The sequence below is a fragment of the Pseudomonas sp. GW821-FHT02A08 genome (assembly GCF_059422045.1).
On the sequence record NZ_JBWKWD010000001.1, the window covers coordinates 324,809 to 343,124 of the forward strand.

The window sequence follows — 18,316 nt, forward strand, 5'->3', positions numbered from 1 at the left end:
AAAAGAGCGCCGTGCGAAAAGTCTAGCGGCAAACCTGCCGAGTCGTATTGCCTCTACTCGAATCGGAGCGCCTTCTGATCAAGCCATTGAAGTCGGCGATCCAACTCAATAGCCGCTTCGGCTTTGATCATGCGCTCAAGTATCTTGGGTAATCCATAGACGCCGGCGCAGCCGGGGCCAAAGATGCGCCACAGTAGAATCAACGTCTCTTGAGGAAACCTCTCAGGCATGTCAGATTTCTCGATGGTATGCAGGCTGAAGTGACCATCAACCTGCGTTAAATAAGGAAGCAATTGCTTTAGCGCCTGAGGAAATGCATCGGCCGATGCGATCGCCAACTCAGCGAAATGGACTGTTAATTGTTTCTCGCACAAGGCACGATCACGCGGCCATATGCTAGAAAGCAATGGACCTATGCAGGTGCGCCATGCGTCCCCAGGTCCACCGTCTAACTTCCAGATCCACTGTTTGAGTACCTGTGCCGCCCCCTCGCGCAATGCCGGTGCGCCGCGACGTAGCGATGAAGCCGTTTGCTCAAGTCCGATACCCCACTGGGCGGCATCTTGTTCTTGGCGAATTATCGCCAACGCCGGAGCAAGGATCTTTGCAGCTGCGCCAAGAGACCTACGTTCCCGTCCATTGTCTTCGATGACACCTAGTAGAATGTGCTGGCTGAATGCCGAAGATACAACTGCCGACACCCCTGACTGACTAACTAGTACTGCTCGCAACGCCATGGCCTCGCTCGATGTTCCGTCAAGCGCAGAATCAAGAGCGTTGACGATAGTCCGACAGTCCATCGATAGGATAAAGGCAGCATCTCGGATGAGAATCGCGCGTGCAAACACGCCTTGACGGCCCACGGCAGTAGTCGCATGAAGGATTAAATCCAGCCGACTCGCCCCAATTATTTCTCCTGCCTGGCGACTCTGATGGATATCAAGCAGCTCGGCTTCGGTAAGGCGCCCACCTGGAGAATTAATAGCGTCAGAAAATAGCTCGCGGCTAGCATCCATAGGCTCAATGTCTTGAGCTAAGGCAATATCGAACAACCGTTTCCACCACTTCACAATCTCTGGCGCCGATTGCCTTGGCGCACTGAAATAAAGGTCTGCTAATCGACTGACTATGGGTGCAATAAAAGCGTCAGATGCTAGTTCAAGAGCCCTGAAAACACTAATGGTCAGCTCGCGAACTATTGAATCAGTTTCCTCCTGTCGAAACGACAAGGAACCGATCAGGTCGCCCCACAGCGGAACGTTTGAGGAGTCAAGCGGCGCCCCGCTAAGAGTATCAAACGCACCACTGGGATCAGTGCGGCAATAAACACTCCATCCGAGTTGCTTCCTGATATCAGAACTTTGAGTTACCGCCTTTGCAATCTCAAGACGCTCATCGTCTTCTGCGTCGACAATCGGTTGGACATCGCCCACAACCATGCGCACCCCAGTCGAGTAGGATCTGAAGAGGTCCCGATCTTCCACTTCACGATTAAGGTATTCACGACGTCCTTTAATTTCGATGAGAACGGCGCATCCAGTTTCAGACAAAACACCTGCAGCCTCGAGCATACTAAGGCGCAGCCACACTTCGGCATCAGAGGCATGGCTGCGCCAATCGACCTGCCCTTCCTCGATCGTGTAACGTTCAAAATAGGTATCAGCCTCAGTAAGAACCCGCCGTTCAATCCGAGCAACTAACTCTGGATTCGCATCTTTCGAACGCTCACGCAGTACGAGTGCGAGCTCACGCTGTATATGCCAAAAAGCATTACGTGGGAGCGCCTCTATTCCAGCTATGGCCTCATTTGCGGTGAAGAGTGCAGGGTTACGCAACGCGTGAAGCCACAAGCGAATTCCAAGAAAGCCTGTGATTCCACGCCAAGACTCTGCCAGAGACCGGCACACGGCTCTACCCGCCTGAGTACCCTCCGGAAGTAAACGTGCAAGTAGCTCGACGAGGAATATTACCCCCCCATGGTGATCATTTTGAGTGTGCGGCTCAATCGATGGGACCGAAAACTCAATACTATCGAAATCTTCATCAATTGAATCAAAATCAACTGACATACATACGATTTCTTGAAGTTTAGCTGTGGCAATAGCCATGATGACATTTGGTTGTTCGATCGCAACAAGGGTGTCCAATAGGTCTTTAATTTCACCCTGGTCCTGAACCGACCATCTCACCCCAAGTATGTCGGAGACTCGATAGGGGACAGATTGAGAATCGCCACGAGAAGTTAGTTCAGGCACCGGCGCAAGAATTTCGACAGCCTTGTAAAGATCAGCGCTCAGCACCACTTGACTACTGAGCCTACCCTGTATGGCGAAGGACTGCTCCTCAAAGCTCCTATCAAGCGGCTGAGAACTCGAAAGCAAGCGCCAAGCTCGCAGCCACAACTCTGGTAGCCCCTTTGTCTGACGAATATGACGAGCAATAGCCTCCGCGAAAGGTTTTCCAAGCCGTTTCAGCCAAGCAACAGCTACGCTAAATCGGGCAGCAGACTGGAGATCGCGGTTGAGCCATGCAGCGAAAATCCACGCTGCATCTTCATTACACCAAGCCTTTCGTTCGACAAAGAATTCCAGCCAAGAGACATCCTCAATGGTAGAAATTGCGACTGGCCAAACATCGCGATTTCCTCTGAGCAGCCACAAAACTCGATCGAGCTCGGACGGCTGAGCATCAGAAAAATGCTTCCTCAAAATAGCCTCAGCCCATGCTCGCCGGGTTATTCGCGGCCGCTCTACAACGTCAGCGAGCAGATCTAGGTCACGCCACAATGCACTGTAGTCTCGCTTGCCAGTTTTAGAGTCGGTAATTACTTCGTACACGATCGGCTGGACCGCAAGTGCACTCCAACGCGCATCAGGTTCCTCTCGCGCATTGACCGAATCTAACGCGTAGACTGCGCGCAAATCTGGAAATCTCTGTCGATCGGACTCAAGAACATTTAGGAAATAACGAACAGGAGCGTCACCTGCGCTATAGCCGATAAGTACGATGGTCTTACATCGACACAAGTCGAACAAGAAACGAGACGCCCATCCTGAACGCATGTAGGCGTCGCCGTAATCTGCACTGGTTACGACAAGCGGTGTTTCTTCTAAATCAATTTGTGCATCAGCTATGCGGCCGTGGAGATGGATGATTCCACCGAAATTAGCGCTACCTGGCGTCGGTAGGTCCTGCCCCGCAAAGCTTAGCTGCCGTGTCTGATCGACACTCTCGAATTCGAGAAGAGCTTTTTCAAGCATCGTATCGAAGTTAGTAGTGACGATAACTGGACGATTTTCGAGATTGCGTGATAGGCGCAAAATGGTGCGGTGATGAGTGAGATCAGGTTTTTCTCGGGGTTTTAGTAAGTCCACCACTGTCTTTGTCATATCAGCTGGATCGACAATACGACGACTGAGAGAGCCCAGCACTTCTTCGAAGCGCCCATCTTCAAATGACTGCTCCTCGGAGGCGCTCTTTTCCATTCCTAGCCGCTTAAAACATTGCTCGACTAAGCTTTTGAAATCTGGAAGTTGCGGCGCACTCACGCCCGCACCGCAAAGAAAAACCACCTCTCCAGTCAGCAACGAATCAACCAGTTGCTCAGGGAATGCTGGACCTTCTGTAGAAAACCGGAGACTCAAGAAAATTGCTCTCTGTTTAGTTGAATCATTTTAATCTTGGATGCTGTTGCCACGAGGTGTGAACCCAAACCAGATCGGGGAACAGAGGTGAAATACAGGAGCAAAAACTCCAAACCAATATGCGCTAAGTCGACTGTACCGTTAGCATCCGAACCTCGCCTAGAGAAATCTTACGTCAAGAGCCACGGGGGATGCCCGATGGTGATTGAGACGTCTTGCGGTCTAGAATCGGTTTGTGACTGCTTTTGCCCAAAACCAGCTTTTCACGCTCATCAAGCAGCCCAACAGGTCGCACAAGTCCTTCTTGCTTCAGCGTTACACAGGCTCCCCATGTTACATACGGCGAACGGAACAGGCGACGGACGTGTAACTTATAAATAATCTAATATTTTCAATTACTTATCGATATTTGTTACACGCATTACACGAGTTACACGCTTATTAAGCGCTAATGGCAATGCACCCCCGCCCCCATTTTCCGGGATGCCCCCAGCGACAGAAAATCGACCGTCATGTTCTTAATGCGCAACATTCATTTGCCCTTGAAAATTTCCCCGAAGTCCCGGGGATGTAGAAGCACACCGGAGGCTGAAAACTGCGCCCCCGAGTTCGGACGTTGTCGGGCGAGGGCCCCTGGAGTGTTTAGTTCGACACGGGGTCGAAACCCGCGTGATCGTGTTAGCGGAAAAATGCCCAGCTTAGTGAACTGCTTTTCACCAGTGCATCTGCACTATGACTTGGGATGTCGCTGGGGACCCTGGTTATTTCGGATAGACACGGGGCAGAGAACCCGCGCCTTCGTGTTAGTGGTAGGTTTTTTCACATTGGTTGACAGGTTGACGTAGTTGACATCGATCCCCGCGGTTGACGGTGCCCTGGTGTTCACAATCATCAACACGACGGGACACCTTTACAGATGCGGTAAAGGTGACCCTTTTTCTTCGACAATCCCTTCAATTTCAACATTGAAATTTCAGTAAGCTGGGTAAGCTGCCGCTACCACGATCCCGCGGGTTTCCGACCCCGTAGCTTCGCGTATGCTCCAGGGGCCCCGGCGATTTTCGTAGTCGTGATCTACGCTGATCGCGATCCACCCCATCAAAACGACTGAGCACTCCATGAGTCTGTTAACGACCACAGCAAGATTTGAATGTCCAGTATGTGAGAAAGAAGCCTGCACCACAGTCGAGGTGCCGGAGGTAGATTGGTGCGTTGAGCCTCTCTCGGACTCCCTATCTGAAGATGATGGTGAAATGGAATGCGATCAATGCGGAGAGTTTTTCAACATTCACATTCAGAACTCACCTGCTGGTTGCTTCATCGAACTGATTGATCATCCCCATGTGAATGTCGATGCAGATGAAGCCCCCTTTGCATCAGATGACTCACAAGAAAACGAATGGCTCAATAACTCTATTCCGCAGAGACCTTACGAAGTCTATCTCTCTAATTACTTTCATCTGGGCGACGTGCTAGCAGAGTGCTCAGGCAGCGAAGAAGGTGTTTTTAGACGCTCGGCGGAAGTAATTCAAAGGATGATTTTTGCCGATACGATTAGCTCGATGGAGGCATACCTAGGCGACACACTCCAAGGAGCGGTGCTAACCAGCGGTAAAGCCATGCAACGCCTAGCGGTCAAGGATAAGGAGCTTTCAGCCGAGAAGGTCCCGCTAAGTGTCATCTTGGCTAACCCTAATGTCGTTAGCGACAAGATCCGTACGTATCTCAAGGGATTGCTGTATCACAACCTCCCTAAAATCGAGGCGATGTTTAAGATCGCCCTAGAGATAGATATTTTTCCAGACGAGGATCTCAAGGTCCGACTTCTTAGCTTTGTACAGATCAGGCACGACGTCGTTCATCGGAATGGAAAGGACAAGGACGGAGAGGAGCACTCCTTTCCAGCAAGCTGGGTTATGGAAGCGATGGAGAATGTGAGAACTTTTGTTGAAAACATTGAGTCTTCTGTCGCCCTGGCTCGTTTTAAATTACTCTACCCATCAATGGTAACGACGCAGCCGGAATGAATCTGTATCCCTGCTTGTATCCCTACTGTTAAAATCTTGCTGCAAGCCACGAATTATATGGATGCCTACAGTCTCCCTCGGGCACCAAAATTAAGAAAGGTCTTGCTTAGCAAGGCCTTTTTTTTCGCCCAAAGAAAAGCACCTGCCCCACCGCCGTCCTGTGGGAGCTGGCTTGCCAGCGATGCTTTTGATCTTCGCATCCTCGGTCAAAACGACATACATCAAGGATTCCCCCCATGGAATTGCACCTGGAAACCGTCGCCCTCTTCTCCCTCAAGCTGGCTTACGAATCGGACGATTCAAGCCCGATTTTGCGTGACGATCTGGTCATGGGTGACTACCAGCGGGATGTGTTTGAGTTGCTGGTACGGCGGGGGGATGTTGAGGGGATTCAGGTGAAGGTGGGTGAGTGTGTGGGGTTGGCGTTGGAGGCTGTTGGGGGTGTGGATAAGCCGCTGGGGCGGGAGTTGGGGAGGTTGGCGGGGGAGTTTTCCGGGATTCAGACGATGGAGCAGCTTGATGGTCCGCTCATCGCGCTCAAGGATTATTTGAAAGACATTCAATGAATGAGGGTGGGCGGCCAAAGAGACACGGGCCCGAACACAAAAAATCTGACAGTCCCGACAGTCCCACCTTAATTAAATAACCTGTAGTGAAACTCGCTACCAAAGAAAATAATTATTGAATACAAGAACAAGCCTGCACACAGACTGATATTCATTATTTTCTCATACACCTTTCCGTTAGAACAATTATTGACCGCAATGATAGATAAAGTACCCACCGAGAGCAGAATCAGCGACAGCGCTGGCAATATAACCCCCAAGCCGTCGAACTCCAATAAGCTGGATCGCACTCGACTTCCATAAGGCAGCACGATGTGTTTGAAATAAATTGCATAACCGGCCAATGTTAAAAAAAAGACAGAAATAACGCTAAGCACAACCGTTAAGCGGAGTTTTTGCGCCCTCGACACAATAGCTCCCACTCGCTCATGCCTTGATTTTCTGCATCCATAGCAGAGACCGCCTTTAATTCCTCTTGAGTTTGCTTCATTTATCGCTCCGCAAAACCTGCATTTTCTTGATATCGGCTTAACTTTTCCACGAGCCATCAGTCAACGCCCTTCGTTACATATAACTTTCCGCTAGCACTTCCTTGCTGCTAAATAGAGTAAAAGCCAAACCAACACAAAGGTAATAAGGACGCCCTTTACTACGTACTAAAATCAAAGGACAAAAATCCAAAAAACATACGCCACAAAAAGCAAAGCTCCAGCAGAAATCCAGAGCGCCAACAACTTTCTCTTTAGGCTTATTGGCAAATTCAACAACTCATCCTTTTCAATTAGACCACGCCTCTCGCAAAGTTTAGGACATAAAAAAATCAATGCCACCGAACCATTTCTGACCGGCTTACCGAGCAATCCCAACCCGGACAAAGCCTTACGATTACTTGCTACAAATTTACTCTTATTGAGGTAACTCTCTATCAACTCGGTAAACAGATAAGAAAATACATACATCCAGCATGAGGTCACCATTGCGAAAAAAATTATGAGAATCCCGATACCTGCCAATGCAAGATCACTCATTGTTGCAATGACTCATAAACCACTTCACCTACCCATCCTCCAGTACTCTCGCCAACCTTGCCCACCGCCAGCCACAGCACACCCCAGTAATCCGGCGCCCCCTATAACGTATCCGATAGCCACAGGGGAAGAAAGGGGAAAGATTTATTTCTCAAGCCGAAAAAGAAAATAAATTTGTCCCCTTTTAGCCGTTCCCGATTTGTAACTTGCCACCCCCCCTACTTCTATGGTGTCTAAGCAAGGCCGACCCATGGGAAAGCGGTTCCAATTACGCTTTAGAATTAAACGACAAAAAGCCAATAGATAAATGCCGCAAATAACGAGACACCACTAATAAACCATGGCACCAATAACTTTCGCTTTAGGTGAATCGGCAGATTCAACAACTCATCTTTTTCTATTAGGCCACGCCTTTCACAGAGTCGAGGAATCAAAAACATTAGTGCCATTGCGCAATTCCTGATGAGCAGCCCCATCAAACCCGCATGGGAAAGCACCTTGCGATTATTCTCTACAAACCTACTTTTATTCAGGTAACTTTCTACCATCTCAGTAAAACGATATGAAGACAAAAGAATCCAGCACGCCGATACGACTCCAAGAAAAAGTATCGATATTACGATGATCGCCAGCGCAACATTATTCATTATGGCAAGACTTCATAAACAGCTTCTCTACACGAATTTCCAAACTTTTCGCCGATCTCACCTACAACCAACCGCCTACGTTTCCTCCAATCACGGCATAAGCCATTTTCCAGCCAGCAATATATCTGCCACTCGCCCAATTCACTTAATATACTTCACGCAGCCCCCAAAAATAATAAAAACAAGACTTAATAGCCAACACAACCCCCATGAGACAACTAGAATTCGTTTCAAACCCTTGGGAAATTTTTCGACTTCAGCAGCATTAACGATACCTCGTCTGACGGAAATTCCCGGCATCATCAAAACCATAGTGAGAACCCCACTGCGCATAACTTTCCCAACAACACCGAAATTAGAAAATGCGGCCTTGTTAACTTTCACAAAATGACTATTACACAGCAACGCTTCCGCTTTTTCGGTGTGAGCTTGCACAATATAAATCAACCATATCGCTACAAATAAAAGTGGACCAAGTATTATTAAAAATATCAAACCGACGTGGGCGTTATTCACTGCGCTATTTTCTCAAAGAGGTATTCGCCAATATATTCACCTGCCATTTCGCCTATCTTCCCTCCTTCGACCCCACCCACTGCACCGCCAACTACGCCGCATACGAGTGCACTAGGCCCGCCACTTGCGACACCTAACACCAACATGCACCCAAAGATTGTTGCCTGCCCTCCAATGGCTCCTACAACGGCTCCACCAACAAGGCTTCCCGCCAAAGAAGAACCCTCGACGGACTTCGCCTTCGTACACTCATCCTCCCGTCCCAACGCACATGCCTGCTTGATCTTCAGCCCGGCAGAGGCAACCTCCAACGCAGTGCCAATGTAGACTCCTCGCTTGATCAGCTTCGCCGCCCTGGCCACGCCACTGACCTTCTGCGCATATCCGGCAATCTCTCCAGTACTCATGTAACTCTTGGTCGAAATCCCCAGCATTCGTTTTATCGAACCTTGGGAACGAAGCCCCGAGCCGTAGGAGGCTACATTGCCCAGTTGTTTTTCCAGCTTGACGAACAACCTGGCGCGTTCGCTGTAGAACCTGTCTCTGGGGGCAATAGATCCGCTGCGCAGATAGTTTTCATGGGCCTGCTCGATCTCCTCTAGCGTAGTCTTGATCGCAGCCATGTGTTTGCTCCACCCATCACTGACAACCCCGGCGCCAATAGCGCCATAGCCGAGTAAGTCCTGCAGCAATTCGAAGTTGTCGAGAAAGAAGTCGTCGGCGTCGACTTGATTAGTCAGCAGAGCGAGGTGAATGTCCCTCGCTTTGGTCATCAAGTACGCCTCTTGATAGGTACTGGATGCGGTCGTTACATCACCGATGATCACTAACTCACCTGCCAACACCACAGTGTTGGCGATATGGCTGTTGAGTGCGTCAAACTTGGTTCTTGCGATGCCAGTTAGTCGCAGTTCGGCCTTGAGGGATTCAAAAAACTGGGTTCGGGAGTTGATAAACGCTAGAGGCTCTGTCATCTGTGCCTCACGAATATCTTTTATTGCCGATGCGATCCCAGCCGCCAGCTATGTTTCCGCCGCCTGCACCATCGCTGCGTTTTTGCTGGGTGTACACGGTTTTAATGCGGCCGTAATTCAGTTGTACGATTTCAACTGGAATGCCGGCTGCGGCATTTTGCGTGTAGTCGGCGATGATGACTTCCTCGAGCACGATCTCGTAGTACTTGAGCTTCTCGGTACCCGCACGGCTCAGCACCAGAGTGACTTCTTTCAGGTGCTCACCGGCGCAACTGGCTTCCATCAGTTTGCAGCTGGACTTGTCCAGCGTTTTGGTAAAAGTGAAATGGCTCAACGTTGTCCGGCCGGCAGTTGCGCCACCGGCAGAGCTGGCGGTGGCTGAAGTGCTTTGATAGGTGCTAAAGCTGTAGCCACTCACTTCGATCCAGTTGCGGTATTTTTCGTCAAGCGCTTCGCCTGGAATACCTTCGATTTTGATAAAAGCGTCAAACGCCATACGACCTCTCCTTGGCAAGTAAAATTTGCAGGAGGGAATCTACGTTCTTCCAGGCAGGTATGACTCATCCATAAGCCGCTAATGGGCGAAATCAGATTTTTCCTACTCTGTGTTGGCTCTGAGCTGTAGGACGCGCAAACATAGACGACTGAGACTCAACTTCATTACTCATTTCTAGCGGGATTGAGGCAGTGGTGGATGATGTGATGAAAGTGTCGGTGCGGGATCGAGATAATGGGCTGGCGTCTAAGCGGGCGGGGGCTAAGGCTGAAGCTTAGTGGTTGAGGCCTGTGGGGTGTGGGTGGCTTGCTAGGGTGGCAGCTGATTCAGCTTTTGTGTTGGCTGGGCTGGCGCTTTCGCGGGCAAGCCCGCTCCCACAGGGATTGCGGTGCACCTTCGGTATTGATGTTGGCTGGGCTGGCGCCATCGCGAGCAAGCTCGCTCCTACAGGGGTTGTGCGTTGGGGCTGCAGCGGAATACTTCAGCGCGTCTGCTCCGTAGAATTGGCCACGGCTCTGATGCTTCTTCTCACCTGTATTGCTTGCTATACATCAGCCATCGACAAGCCCTCCGGGCATTAGGCCAGTGCGTGAACGCCCCGTGCACCACTCATCTAGACTTAATGGATAGTCGTAGGCAGAACCGAGCACGTCGCTTTGGTGCGGTTCAATCAATAGCAGCGTGGCAAGCTGCCCTTTATGCCCAGTAGAGGTGCGGCGAAGACCGTGCCGGGCACAACAAGATGCCCGCTCAGGGTGCCCTGGCCAACGGCCAAATTGCCACGATACCGTGACGTGGTGTGAGTGCCGCAGCCGACACTTTCGGACGACCGACGACCTTCTGGTTTGTCCGTGACCGTGAGGATTGCTGAATGCCTGATGAGATGTTGCACCTGCCTGTGGTCAACAGTCTGCTGGAGCGCCACAAGGGTACTCCGGGTGCGCTGTTGCCCATTCTTCATGATATTCAGGAGCGCATTGGGTACATCCCCGATGTCGCCGTCCCCGAGATTGCCCATGCCCTGAACCTGAGCCAGGCCGAGGTTCGTGGGGTGATCAGTTTTTACCATGACTTCCGTACTGCGCCGCCTGCGCGGCATATCCTGCGGCTGTGTCGGGCCGAGTCGTGCAAGAGCCGTGGCGCCGAACAGTTGGCTGCGCAGTTGCGTGAGCGCCTGCAACTGGACGATCACGGCAGCAGCGCCGATGGCAGCATCAGTTTGCGGCCGGTGTATTGCCTTGGCGCTTGCGCCTGTTCGCCGGCTCTGGAGCTGGATGGCCGGGTGCATGCGCGGCTCAGTGCCGAGCGTCTGGATGCATTGCTCGACGCTTGCCGGGAGGACGCGTGATGCCGACTCTTTATCTGCCCTGTGATTCTCTTGCCCGTGCTGTGGGCGCCGACGAGGTCTCGACGGCCCTGATCACTCAGGCGAAGGAACGCAATCTGCCACTGGAGCTTCAGCGCACCAGTTCGCGCGGCCTGTATTGGCTGGAACCGCTGCTGGAAGTTGACGGCCCGCAAGGTCGTATCGGCTTCGGCCCGCTGACGGCTGCCGATGTACCGTCCGTGCTCGACGCACTCCAAGGCGAGCCGGCTACCCATCCACTGGCCTTGGGCCTGGTGGAAGAATTGCCTTATCTGAAGACTCAACAACGCCTGCTGTTCGCCCGCGCTGGCATTACCCGGCCGTTGTCGCTGGAGGATTACCGGGCCCACGGCGGTTTCGAGGGTTTGACCCAGGCCATCGCCATTGGCGGCGAGCAGACCGCGACGGCGGTGTTCGATTCGGGCCTGCGTGGCCGTGGCGGCGCGGCCTTCCCTGCCGGGATCAAATGGCGCACGGTGCGCGGCACTCAAGCTGCGCAGAAATACATCGTGTGCAACGCCGACGAAGGTGACTCCGGCACCTTTGCCGATCGCATGTTGATGGAAGGCGACCCTTTCCTGCTGATCGAAGGCATGGCGATTGCCGGCATTACCGTCGGTGCCACCTTCGGCTACATCTACGTACGCTCAGAGTATCCGGATGCCGTGGCCACGCTGCGTGCAGCGTTGAACATCGCCCGGGAAGCCGGTTACCTGGGCGCCGATGTCGGCGGCAGTGGCCAGGCCTTCGATATGGAAGTACGCGTCGGAGCCGGTGCTTACATCTGCGGTGAAGAAACCGCGCTACTGGACTCTCTCGAAGGCAAGCGCGGGATCGTTCGCGCCAAGCCACCGATTCCTGCGTTGCAGGGCCTGTTCGGCCAGCCGACTCTGGTGCACAACGTGCTGACCCTGGCTTCGGTGCCGCTGATTCTGGCCAAGGGGGCGCAGTTCTATCGCGATTACGGCATGGGCCGTTCCCTGGGCACCATGCCCTTCCAGTTGGCTGGCAATATTCGTCACGGCGGCCTGGTGGAACGGGCTTTTGGCCTGACCCTGCGGGAACTGGTGGAAGACTACGGCGGAGGGACTGCCAGTGGTCGTCCGCTGAAGGCTGCGCAGGTGGGCGGCCCGCTCGGCGCCTGGGTGCCACCTTCGCAATTCGACACGCCGCTGGATTACGAAGCCTTTATGGCCATCGGCGCGATGCTCGGTCACGGTGGCGTGGTGGTGGCGGACGACACCTTGGACATGGCCCATATGGCGCGTTTCGCGATGGAGTTCTGCGCCGAGGAATCCTGTGGCAAATGCACGCCTTGCCGCATCGGCTCGACCCGCGGCGTCGAGGTGATCGATCGCCTGCTGGCCGCGCCTGACCAGAACGGTCGCGATGAGCAGGTGATCATCCTCAAGGACCTCTGCGACACCCTGCAATACGGTTCGCTGTGCGCGTTGGGCGGCATGGTTTCCTTCCCGGTCGCCAGCGCCCTCAAGCACTTCCCCGCCGACTTCGGCTTGCAGCCCTCGGAGGCCGAGCAATGATCACTCTCTTCGACCCGAACACAGACATCGATCTGGGCACCCCGGCCCGCGACAGCCAGGTGCAAGTCACCCTGAGCATCGACGGCCGCAGCATCAGCGTGCCCGAAGGCACTTCGGTGATGCGCGCCGCTGCGCTGCTGGGCACCACCATTCCGAAACTCTGTGCCACCGACAGCCTGGAAGCCTTCGGCTCCTGCCGCATGTGCCTGGTGGAGATCGACGGCATGCGCGGATACCCGGCGTCCTGCACCACGCCGGTCAGCGAAGGCATGAGCGTGCACACCCAGACGCCCAAGCTCGCGACGCTGCGGCGCAATGTCATGGAGTTGTACATCTCCGATCACCCGCTGGACTGCCTGACCTGCTCGGCCAACGGCAACTGCGAACTGCAAACCGTGGCCGGTCAGGTCGGCCTGCGGGAGGTGCGTTACGGCTATGAGGGCGACAACCATCTGGCCGACGTGAAGGACACTTCCAACCCGTACTTCGACTACGACCCGAGCAAGTGCATCGTCTGCAACCGCTGCGTGCGTGCCTGCGAGGAAACCCAGGGCACCTTCGCCCTGACCATTACCGGGCGCGGTTTTGAATCCCGGGTGGCCGCTGCCGGTGGGGATAACTTCCTCGACTCGGAGTGCGTGTCCTGCGGCGCCTGTGTACAAGCCTGCCCTACTGCGACCCTGATGGAAAAAAGCGTGGTCGAACTCGGTCAGCCCGAACGCAGTGTGATCACCACCTGTGCCTATTGCGGCGTGGGCTGCTCGTTCCGCGCCGAGATGAAAGGCGACCAACTGGTGCGCATGGTTCCGGACAAGAACGGCCAGGCCAACCACGGCCACTCCTGCGTCAAGGGGCGCTTTGCCTGGGGCTACGCCACCCACCCGGATCGCATCACCAAGCCGATGATCCGCAAGCACATCAGCGACCCTTGGCAGGAAGTCAGCTGGGATGAAGCGGTGACCTACGCTGCCAGCGAATTCCGTCGGCTGCAGCAAAAATACGGCCGCGACTCCATCGGTGGCATTACCTCCAGCCGCTGCACCAACGAAGAAACCTACCTGGTGCAAAAGCTGGTGCGCGCGGCCTTTGGCAACAACAACGTCGACACCTGTGCGCGGGTCTGCCACTCGCCGACCGGCTATGGCCTGAAGCAAACCCTGGGCGAGTCCGCCGGCACCCAGAGTTTCGACTCGGTGATGCAGGCCGACGTGATCCTGGTGATGGGCGCCAACCCCAGCGACGCCCACCCGGTGTTCGCCTCCCAACTCAAACGCCGCCTGCGTGAAGGCGCGCGGCTGATCGTCATCGACCCACGACGCATCGATCTGGTGGATACGGTGCATGCCCGTGCCGAATTTCACCTGGCCCTGCGCCCTGGCACTAACGTCGCCATGCTCAATGCGCTGGCCCACGTTATCGTCACTGAAGGCCTGCTCAACCAGGCCTTTATCGACGCCCGTTGCGAGGGTAGCGATTTCGCGATCTGGAGTGAGTTCGTCAGCCGCGCGGAAAACTCGCCGCAAGCGCTTGGCCCTGTCTGTGGTGTGCCCGCTGCCGATATCCGTGCCGCTGCTCGCCTGTATGCCACCGGCGGCAACGCGGCGATCTACTACGGCCTTGGCGTCACCGAACACAGTCAGGGCAGCACCTCGGTGATGGGCATCGCCAACCTGGCCATGGCCACCGGCAACATCGGCCGCGAAGGCGTGGGCGTGAACCCGCTACGCGGGCAGAATAACGTGCAGGGCTCCTGTGACATGGGTTCCTTCCCCCACGAGCTACCCGGTTACCGGCACATCTCCAACGAAGCAGTACGGGCGCAGTTTGAACAAGCCTGGAACGTCACCCTGCAACCCGACCCGGGCCTGCGCATCCCCAACATGTTCGAGTCGGCCCTGGCCGGCAGTTTCAAGGGTTTGTATTGCCAGGGCGAGGACATCGCCCAGAGCGATCCGAATACCCAGCACGTCACCGCAGCCCTGTCGGCCATGGAGTGCGTGGTGGTGCAGGATATTTTCCTCAACGAAACCGCCAAGTTCGCCCATGTGTTCCTGCCGGGCAGTTCGTTCCTGGAAAAGGACGGCACCTTCACCAACGCCGAGCGACGCATCTCCCGGGTGCGCAAGGTCATGGAGCCGCTGGGCGGCAAGGCCGACTGGGAAGGCACCGTGGCCCTGGCCAATGCCCTCGGTTACCCGATGAACTACAAACATCCGTCGCAAATCATGGATGAGATCGCCAGCCTGACGCCGACCTTCACCAACGTCAGCTACACCGAACTGGATCGCCACGGCAGCCTGCAATGGCCGTGCAACGCCGAGGCACCGGACGGCACGCCGACCATGCACATCGAAGAGTTTGTGCGCGGCAAGGGGCGCTTCATGCTCACCGGTTACGTGCCCACCGAGGAGAAGGTCAACAGTCGCTACCCGCTGCTGCTGACCACCGGGCGCATCCTCAGCCAGTACAACGTCGGCGCCCAGACCCGGCGTACCGACAACGTCGCCTGGCATGACGAAGATCGTCTGGAAATCCACCCGACCGACGCCGAGAGCCGTGGTATCAACGAAGGCGACTGGGTCGGCATCGGCAGCCGCGCCGGGCAGACCGTGCTGCGGGCGCGGATCACCGAACGGGTCGCCCCGGGCGTGGTGTACACCACCTTCCACTTCCCGGAATCGGGCGCCAACGTGATCACCACCGACAACTCCGACTGGGCCACCAACTGTCCGGAGTACAAGGTCACTGCCGTGGAGGTCAGTCGCGTCTACCACCCTTCGGAGTGGCAGAAGCGCTTCCAGGAGTTCAGCGATGAACAGCATCGTCTGCTCAAGGACCGGGCCCGTGGCGCCAAAGCGGAGGTACGCCGATGAGCACGGACAACCTGATCAAGATGGCCAACCAGATCGCCCAGTACTTCGCCAGCCAGCCGGACCAGCAACAGGCGGTGCTCAGCGTGCGCAATCATATGCAGATGTACTGGGCGCCGAGTATGCGCAGGGAGTTGCTGGCCTGGCAGACGGAACATAAAGGGGCGGACTTGCACCCGCTGGTACAGGCGGCGGTGACTGGGGCGGGTTGGGAGGCTTAGCCTGCCGGCTGCAAAAACTGTGGGAGCGGGCTTGCTCGCGAAGGCGTCGGTCCAGGCAACATTGATGTTGAATGTACTGGCCCCTTCGCGAGCAAGCCCGCTCCCACAGGAGAGTGCGTGTTGGTTGCCCCTATTCCTTGTCCTTCGCTGACGCCGTCACCGTCACTTCAATCGCCCGGACACTGATCGCCGCAAATGTCGCCGTCATCAGCACCCCATTGAAACCCAGCAAGATCGCCAGCACTCGTGACACGCCCAGTTTGGGCACCAGTTCTCCATAGCCGATGGTCAAGCCGGTCACGAAGGCAAAGTAGACGCCGTCATACGGGCTCCACCCTTCGAGGTGGGCGATGATGAGGCCGAACGCAATGATCACCAGCAGCAATATCGAGAAGATCGGCCACACCACTTTGAAGTAGAACCAGACGGCCTTGTAGAACTCGTGGCGGACGCTTGATGCACGGGTGAGGTTCATGTCGTGGGCTTCCTGGGGTTTGACTGATGCACGGCGGTTCAACACCCCGTTCAGCTTGGCACAAGCGCTGAAAACTGCGACCAACGGGGTGTTATCTCTGGCCAGGACTATGACAAAGATGACGCCAACCGGGCTATCCAGAAACCGCCCGGCGCCGGTGAATTCCTGTAGGAGCGAGCCTGCTCGCGATGGTCGTTAACGATTGCGCGTATTTCCTGGTTAAACACAGCGCTCTTTAGTCCATCGCGAGCAGGCTCGCTCCTACAACAACAGTGCCAGGTTTATCCCTCAGTTCGCTTCAGTTTCCCGGATCAGCTTCTTGTTGATCTTGCCAACGCTGGTCTTGGGGATTTCGGCGACGAACTTGAACTGCTTGGGGATCGCCCATTTGTTGATGCGGCCGCCGTCGACGAAGGCTTGCAGGTGTGTCTCGAGGATCTTGCGGTCCAGGTATTGCCCCGGCTCGCACACCACCATGGCCATGGGCCGTTCGCCCCACTGCTCATCGACGATGCCCACCACCGCGACGGACATGACGGCCGGGTGTTCGCTGATCAGGCTTTCCAGGTCCAGGGAGCTGATCCACTCGCCGCCGGTCTTGATCACGTCCTTGATGCGGTCCTTGATTTCCACGCCGCCCAGTTTGTCGATCGAGGCCATGTCGCCGGTGTGCAGCCAGCCGTTGTGCCACAGCTGCGCGCCTTTGTCCGGGGCTTTCAGATAGCCCTGGGTCAGCCACGGTGCGCGCACCACGATCTCGCCCAGGGACTCGCCGTCATGGGCCACGTCGTTGCCCTCGGCGTCGATGATCTTCAGGTCGACCAGCGGCACCGGCGTGCCGGTCTTGATGCGGATCGGCAGCTGGGCTTCGGCGGATAGCTGAAGGTCCTCGTCGCGAAGGTAGGTCAGGCACAGCAACGGGCAGGTTTCGGACATGCCGTAACCGGCGTGCACCACCATGCCCTTGGCATTGGCTTCGCTGGCCACGCCCAGGGTCAGCGCGCTGCCGCCCAGGAGCATTTTCCAGCCGTCGAAACGGGTCGCCTTGCCTTCTTCACAGTTGAGGATCATCTGCAGGATGGTCGGCACGCAGTGAGAGAAGGTCACCTTCTCTTCGCGGTACAGCCTGACCAGGCTATTGGGTTCGTAGCGGCCAGGGTAGACCTGCTTGATGCCCATCAGCGTCGCGACGTACGGCACGCCCCAGGCATGCACATGGAACATCGGCGTGATGGGCATGTACACGTCGTCGGAACGCAGCAGCGGCTGGCCCTGATAGACGCCCAGGGTGCCGACGGCATTCAGGGTGTGCAACACCAATTGCCGATGGCTGAAGTACACGCCTTTCGGGTCGCCGGTGGTGCCGGTGGTGTAGAACAGCGTGGCGACCGAGTTCTCGTCGAAATCGGGGAAGTCGTACTGGTCCGGGGCCAGGGACAGCACTTGCTCGTACTCGCCCAGTACCGGCAGCGAGGTGGTGGTCGCCTCGTCATCGGTGAGCTGCAGGTAGCCTTTTACGGTTTCCAGCCGATCGTGGATCTGCTCGACCAGGGGCAGGAAATCATCATGCACCAGCACCAGGTCATCCTCGGCGTGGTTCATGGTGAACAGCACCTGCTCCGGCGACAGGCGAATGTTCACTGTGTGCAGCACCGCGCCGATCATCGGCACGGCGAAGAAGCATTCCAGGTAGCGGTGGCTGTCCCAGTCGAGCAAAGCCACCGTGTCACCGGCCTTGACCCCGGCCGCCGTCAGCGCATTGGCCAGGCGGCGAATACGCTTGTTGAGGGTCTGGTAGCTGTAGCGCAGCTTGTCGGCGTAGACGATTTCCCGGCCCGGCTCGTAGCGCACGCCGGACAGCAGCAGTTGCTTGATCAGCAAGGGATAGGCATAGGCGCCGTCGGCGGGCGGAATTATTTTTGTCGCCATCATGTTTAAGGTTCCT

At 55.5% G+C, this 18,316-nt stretch carries 14 protein-coding genes; 6 read left to right on the forward strand and 8 right to left on the reverse strand.

The features are described 5' to 3' along the window. Positions 1-53: 53 nt before the first annotated feature. Positions 54-3,644 (reverse strand): SIR2 family protein, encoded by a 3,591-nt coding sequence (locus tag AC07W4_RS01460; RefSeq protein ID WP_495031240.1) that lies wholly within the window; start codon positions 3,642-3,644, stop codon positions 54-56. Positions 3,645-4,762: 1,118 nt separating this feature from the next. Here AC07W4_RS01460 and AC07W4_RS01465 point away from each other — a divergent pair. Together AC07W4_RS01465 and AC07W4_RS01470 are read left to right on the forward strand one after the other, a co-directional pair. Next, positions 4,763-5,671, forward strand: a complete 909-nt coding sequence (locus AC07W4_RS01465; protein ID WP_495031241.1) for a hypothetical protein — start codon at positions 4,763-4,765, stop codon at positions 5,669-5,671. 236 nt (positions 5,672-5,907) lie between these two features. Continuing rightward, positions 5,908-6,237, forward strand: a complete 330-nt coding sequence (locus tag AC07W4_RS01470) for a hypothetical protein (RefSeq protein WP_495031242.1) — start codon at positions 5,908-5,910, stop codon at positions 6,235-6,237. 68 nt (positions 6,238-6,305) lie between these two features. Here the strand turns inward: AC07W4_RS01470 and AC07W4_RS01475 are convergent, their stop codons facing one another. The 5 genes from AC07W4_RS01475 to AC07W4_RS01495 all read right to left on the reverse strand — a co-directional run bounded on the left by AC07W4_RS01475 (position 6,306) and on the right by AC07W4_RS01495 (position 9,898). Beyond that, entirely contained in the window at positions 6,306-6,785 is a 480-nt protein-coding gene (locus AC07W4_RS01475) for a hypothetical protein (RefSeq protein ID WP_495031243.1), read from the reverse strand. A 114-nt stretch (positions 6,786-6,899) separates the two neighbouring features. After that, the gene (locus AC07W4_RS01480; protein ID WP_495031244.1) at positions 6,900-7,265 is read right to left on the reverse strand and encodes a hypothetical protein; all 366 of its coding nucleotides are present in this window, start codon (positions 7,263-7,265) and stop codon (positions 6,900-6,902) included. A 788-nt stretch (positions 7,266-8,053) separates the two neighbouring features. Then, complete coding sequence (locus AC07W4_RS01485; protein WP_495031245.1) at positions 8,054-8,428, reverse strand: hypothetical protein; 375 nt, start codon at positions 8,426-8,428, stop codon at positions 8,054-8,056. Further along, positions 8,425-9,402 carry a hypothetical protein gene (locus AC07W4_RS01490; RefSeq protein WP_495031246.1) on the reverse strand — a complete coding sequence of 326 codons (978 nt, stop codon included), beginning with the start codon at positions 9,400-9,402 and terminating at the stop codon, positions 8,425-8,427. The genes AC07W4_RS01485 and AC07W4_RS01490 overlap by 4 nt, the downstream gene beginning before the upstream one ends. Positions 9,403-9,409: 7 nt before the next feature. Continuing rightward, the gene (locus AC07W4_RS01495; protein WP_495031247.1) at positions 9,410-9,898 is read right to left on the reverse strand and encodes an Hcp family type VI secretion system effector; all 489 of its coding nucleotides are present in this window, start codon (positions 9,896-9,898) and stop codon (positions 9,410-9,412) included. An 871-nt stretch (positions 9,899-10,769) separates the two neighbouring features. Between AC07W4_RS01495 and AC07W4_RS01500 the strand changes: the two genes are divergently transcribed. From AC07W4_RS01500 to AC07W4_RS01515, 4 genes are read left to right on the forward strand one after another with little or no spacing between them, the layout of a single operon-like run. Continuing rightward, positions 10,770-11,246, forward strand: coding sequence for a formate dehydrogenase subunit gamma (locus AC07W4_RS01500; RefSeq protein WP_008053272.1), 477 nt, complete (start codon positions 10,770-10,772; stop codon positions 11,244-11,246). After that, complete coding sequence (locus AC07W4_RS01505; protein ID WP_495031248.1) at positions 11,246-12,805, forward strand: formate dehydrogenase beta subunit; 1,560 nt, start codon at positions 11,246-11,248, stop codon at positions 12,803-12,805. Before AC07W4_RS01500 ends, AC07W4_RS01505 begins: the two co-directional genes overlap by 1 nt. Further along, on the forward strand, positions 12,802-15,678 hold the full coding sequence (fdhF, locus tag AC07W4_RS01510) for a formate dehydrogenase subunit alpha (RefSeq protein WP_495031249.1): 2,877 nt from the start codon (positions 12,802-12,804) through the stop codon (positions 15,676-15,678). Before AC07W4_RS01505 ends, fdhF begins: the two co-directional genes overlap by 4 nt. After that, positions 15,675-15,896, forward strand: coding sequence for a formate dehydrogenase subunit delta (locus tag AC07W4_RS01515; protein WP_495031250.1), 222 nt, complete (start codon positions 15,675-15,677; stop codon positions 15,894-15,896). Before fdhF ends, AC07W4_RS01515 begins: the two co-directional genes overlap by 4 nt. Before the next feature lie 130 nt (positions 15,897-16,026). Here AC07W4_RS01515 and AC07W4_RS01520 read toward each other — a convergent pair whose 3' ends face one another. Together AC07W4_RS01520 and AC07W4_RS01525 are read right to left on the reverse strand one after the other, a co-directional pair. After that, on the reverse strand, positions 16,027-16,371 hold the full coding sequence (locus AC07W4_RS01520) for a potassium channel family protein (protein WP_495031251.1): 345 nt from the start codon (positions 16,369-16,371) through the stop codon (positions 16,027-16,029). 288 nt (positions 16,372-16,659) lie between these two features. Beyond that, positions 16,660-18,303: a fatty acid--CoA ligase gene (locus tag AC07W4_RS01525; RefSeq protein ID WP_495031252.1), complete on the reverse strand. Its 1,644-nt coding sequence runs from the start codon at positions 18,301-18,303 to the stop codon at positions 16,660-16,662. Positions 18,304-18,316 lie beyond the last annotated feature (13 nt).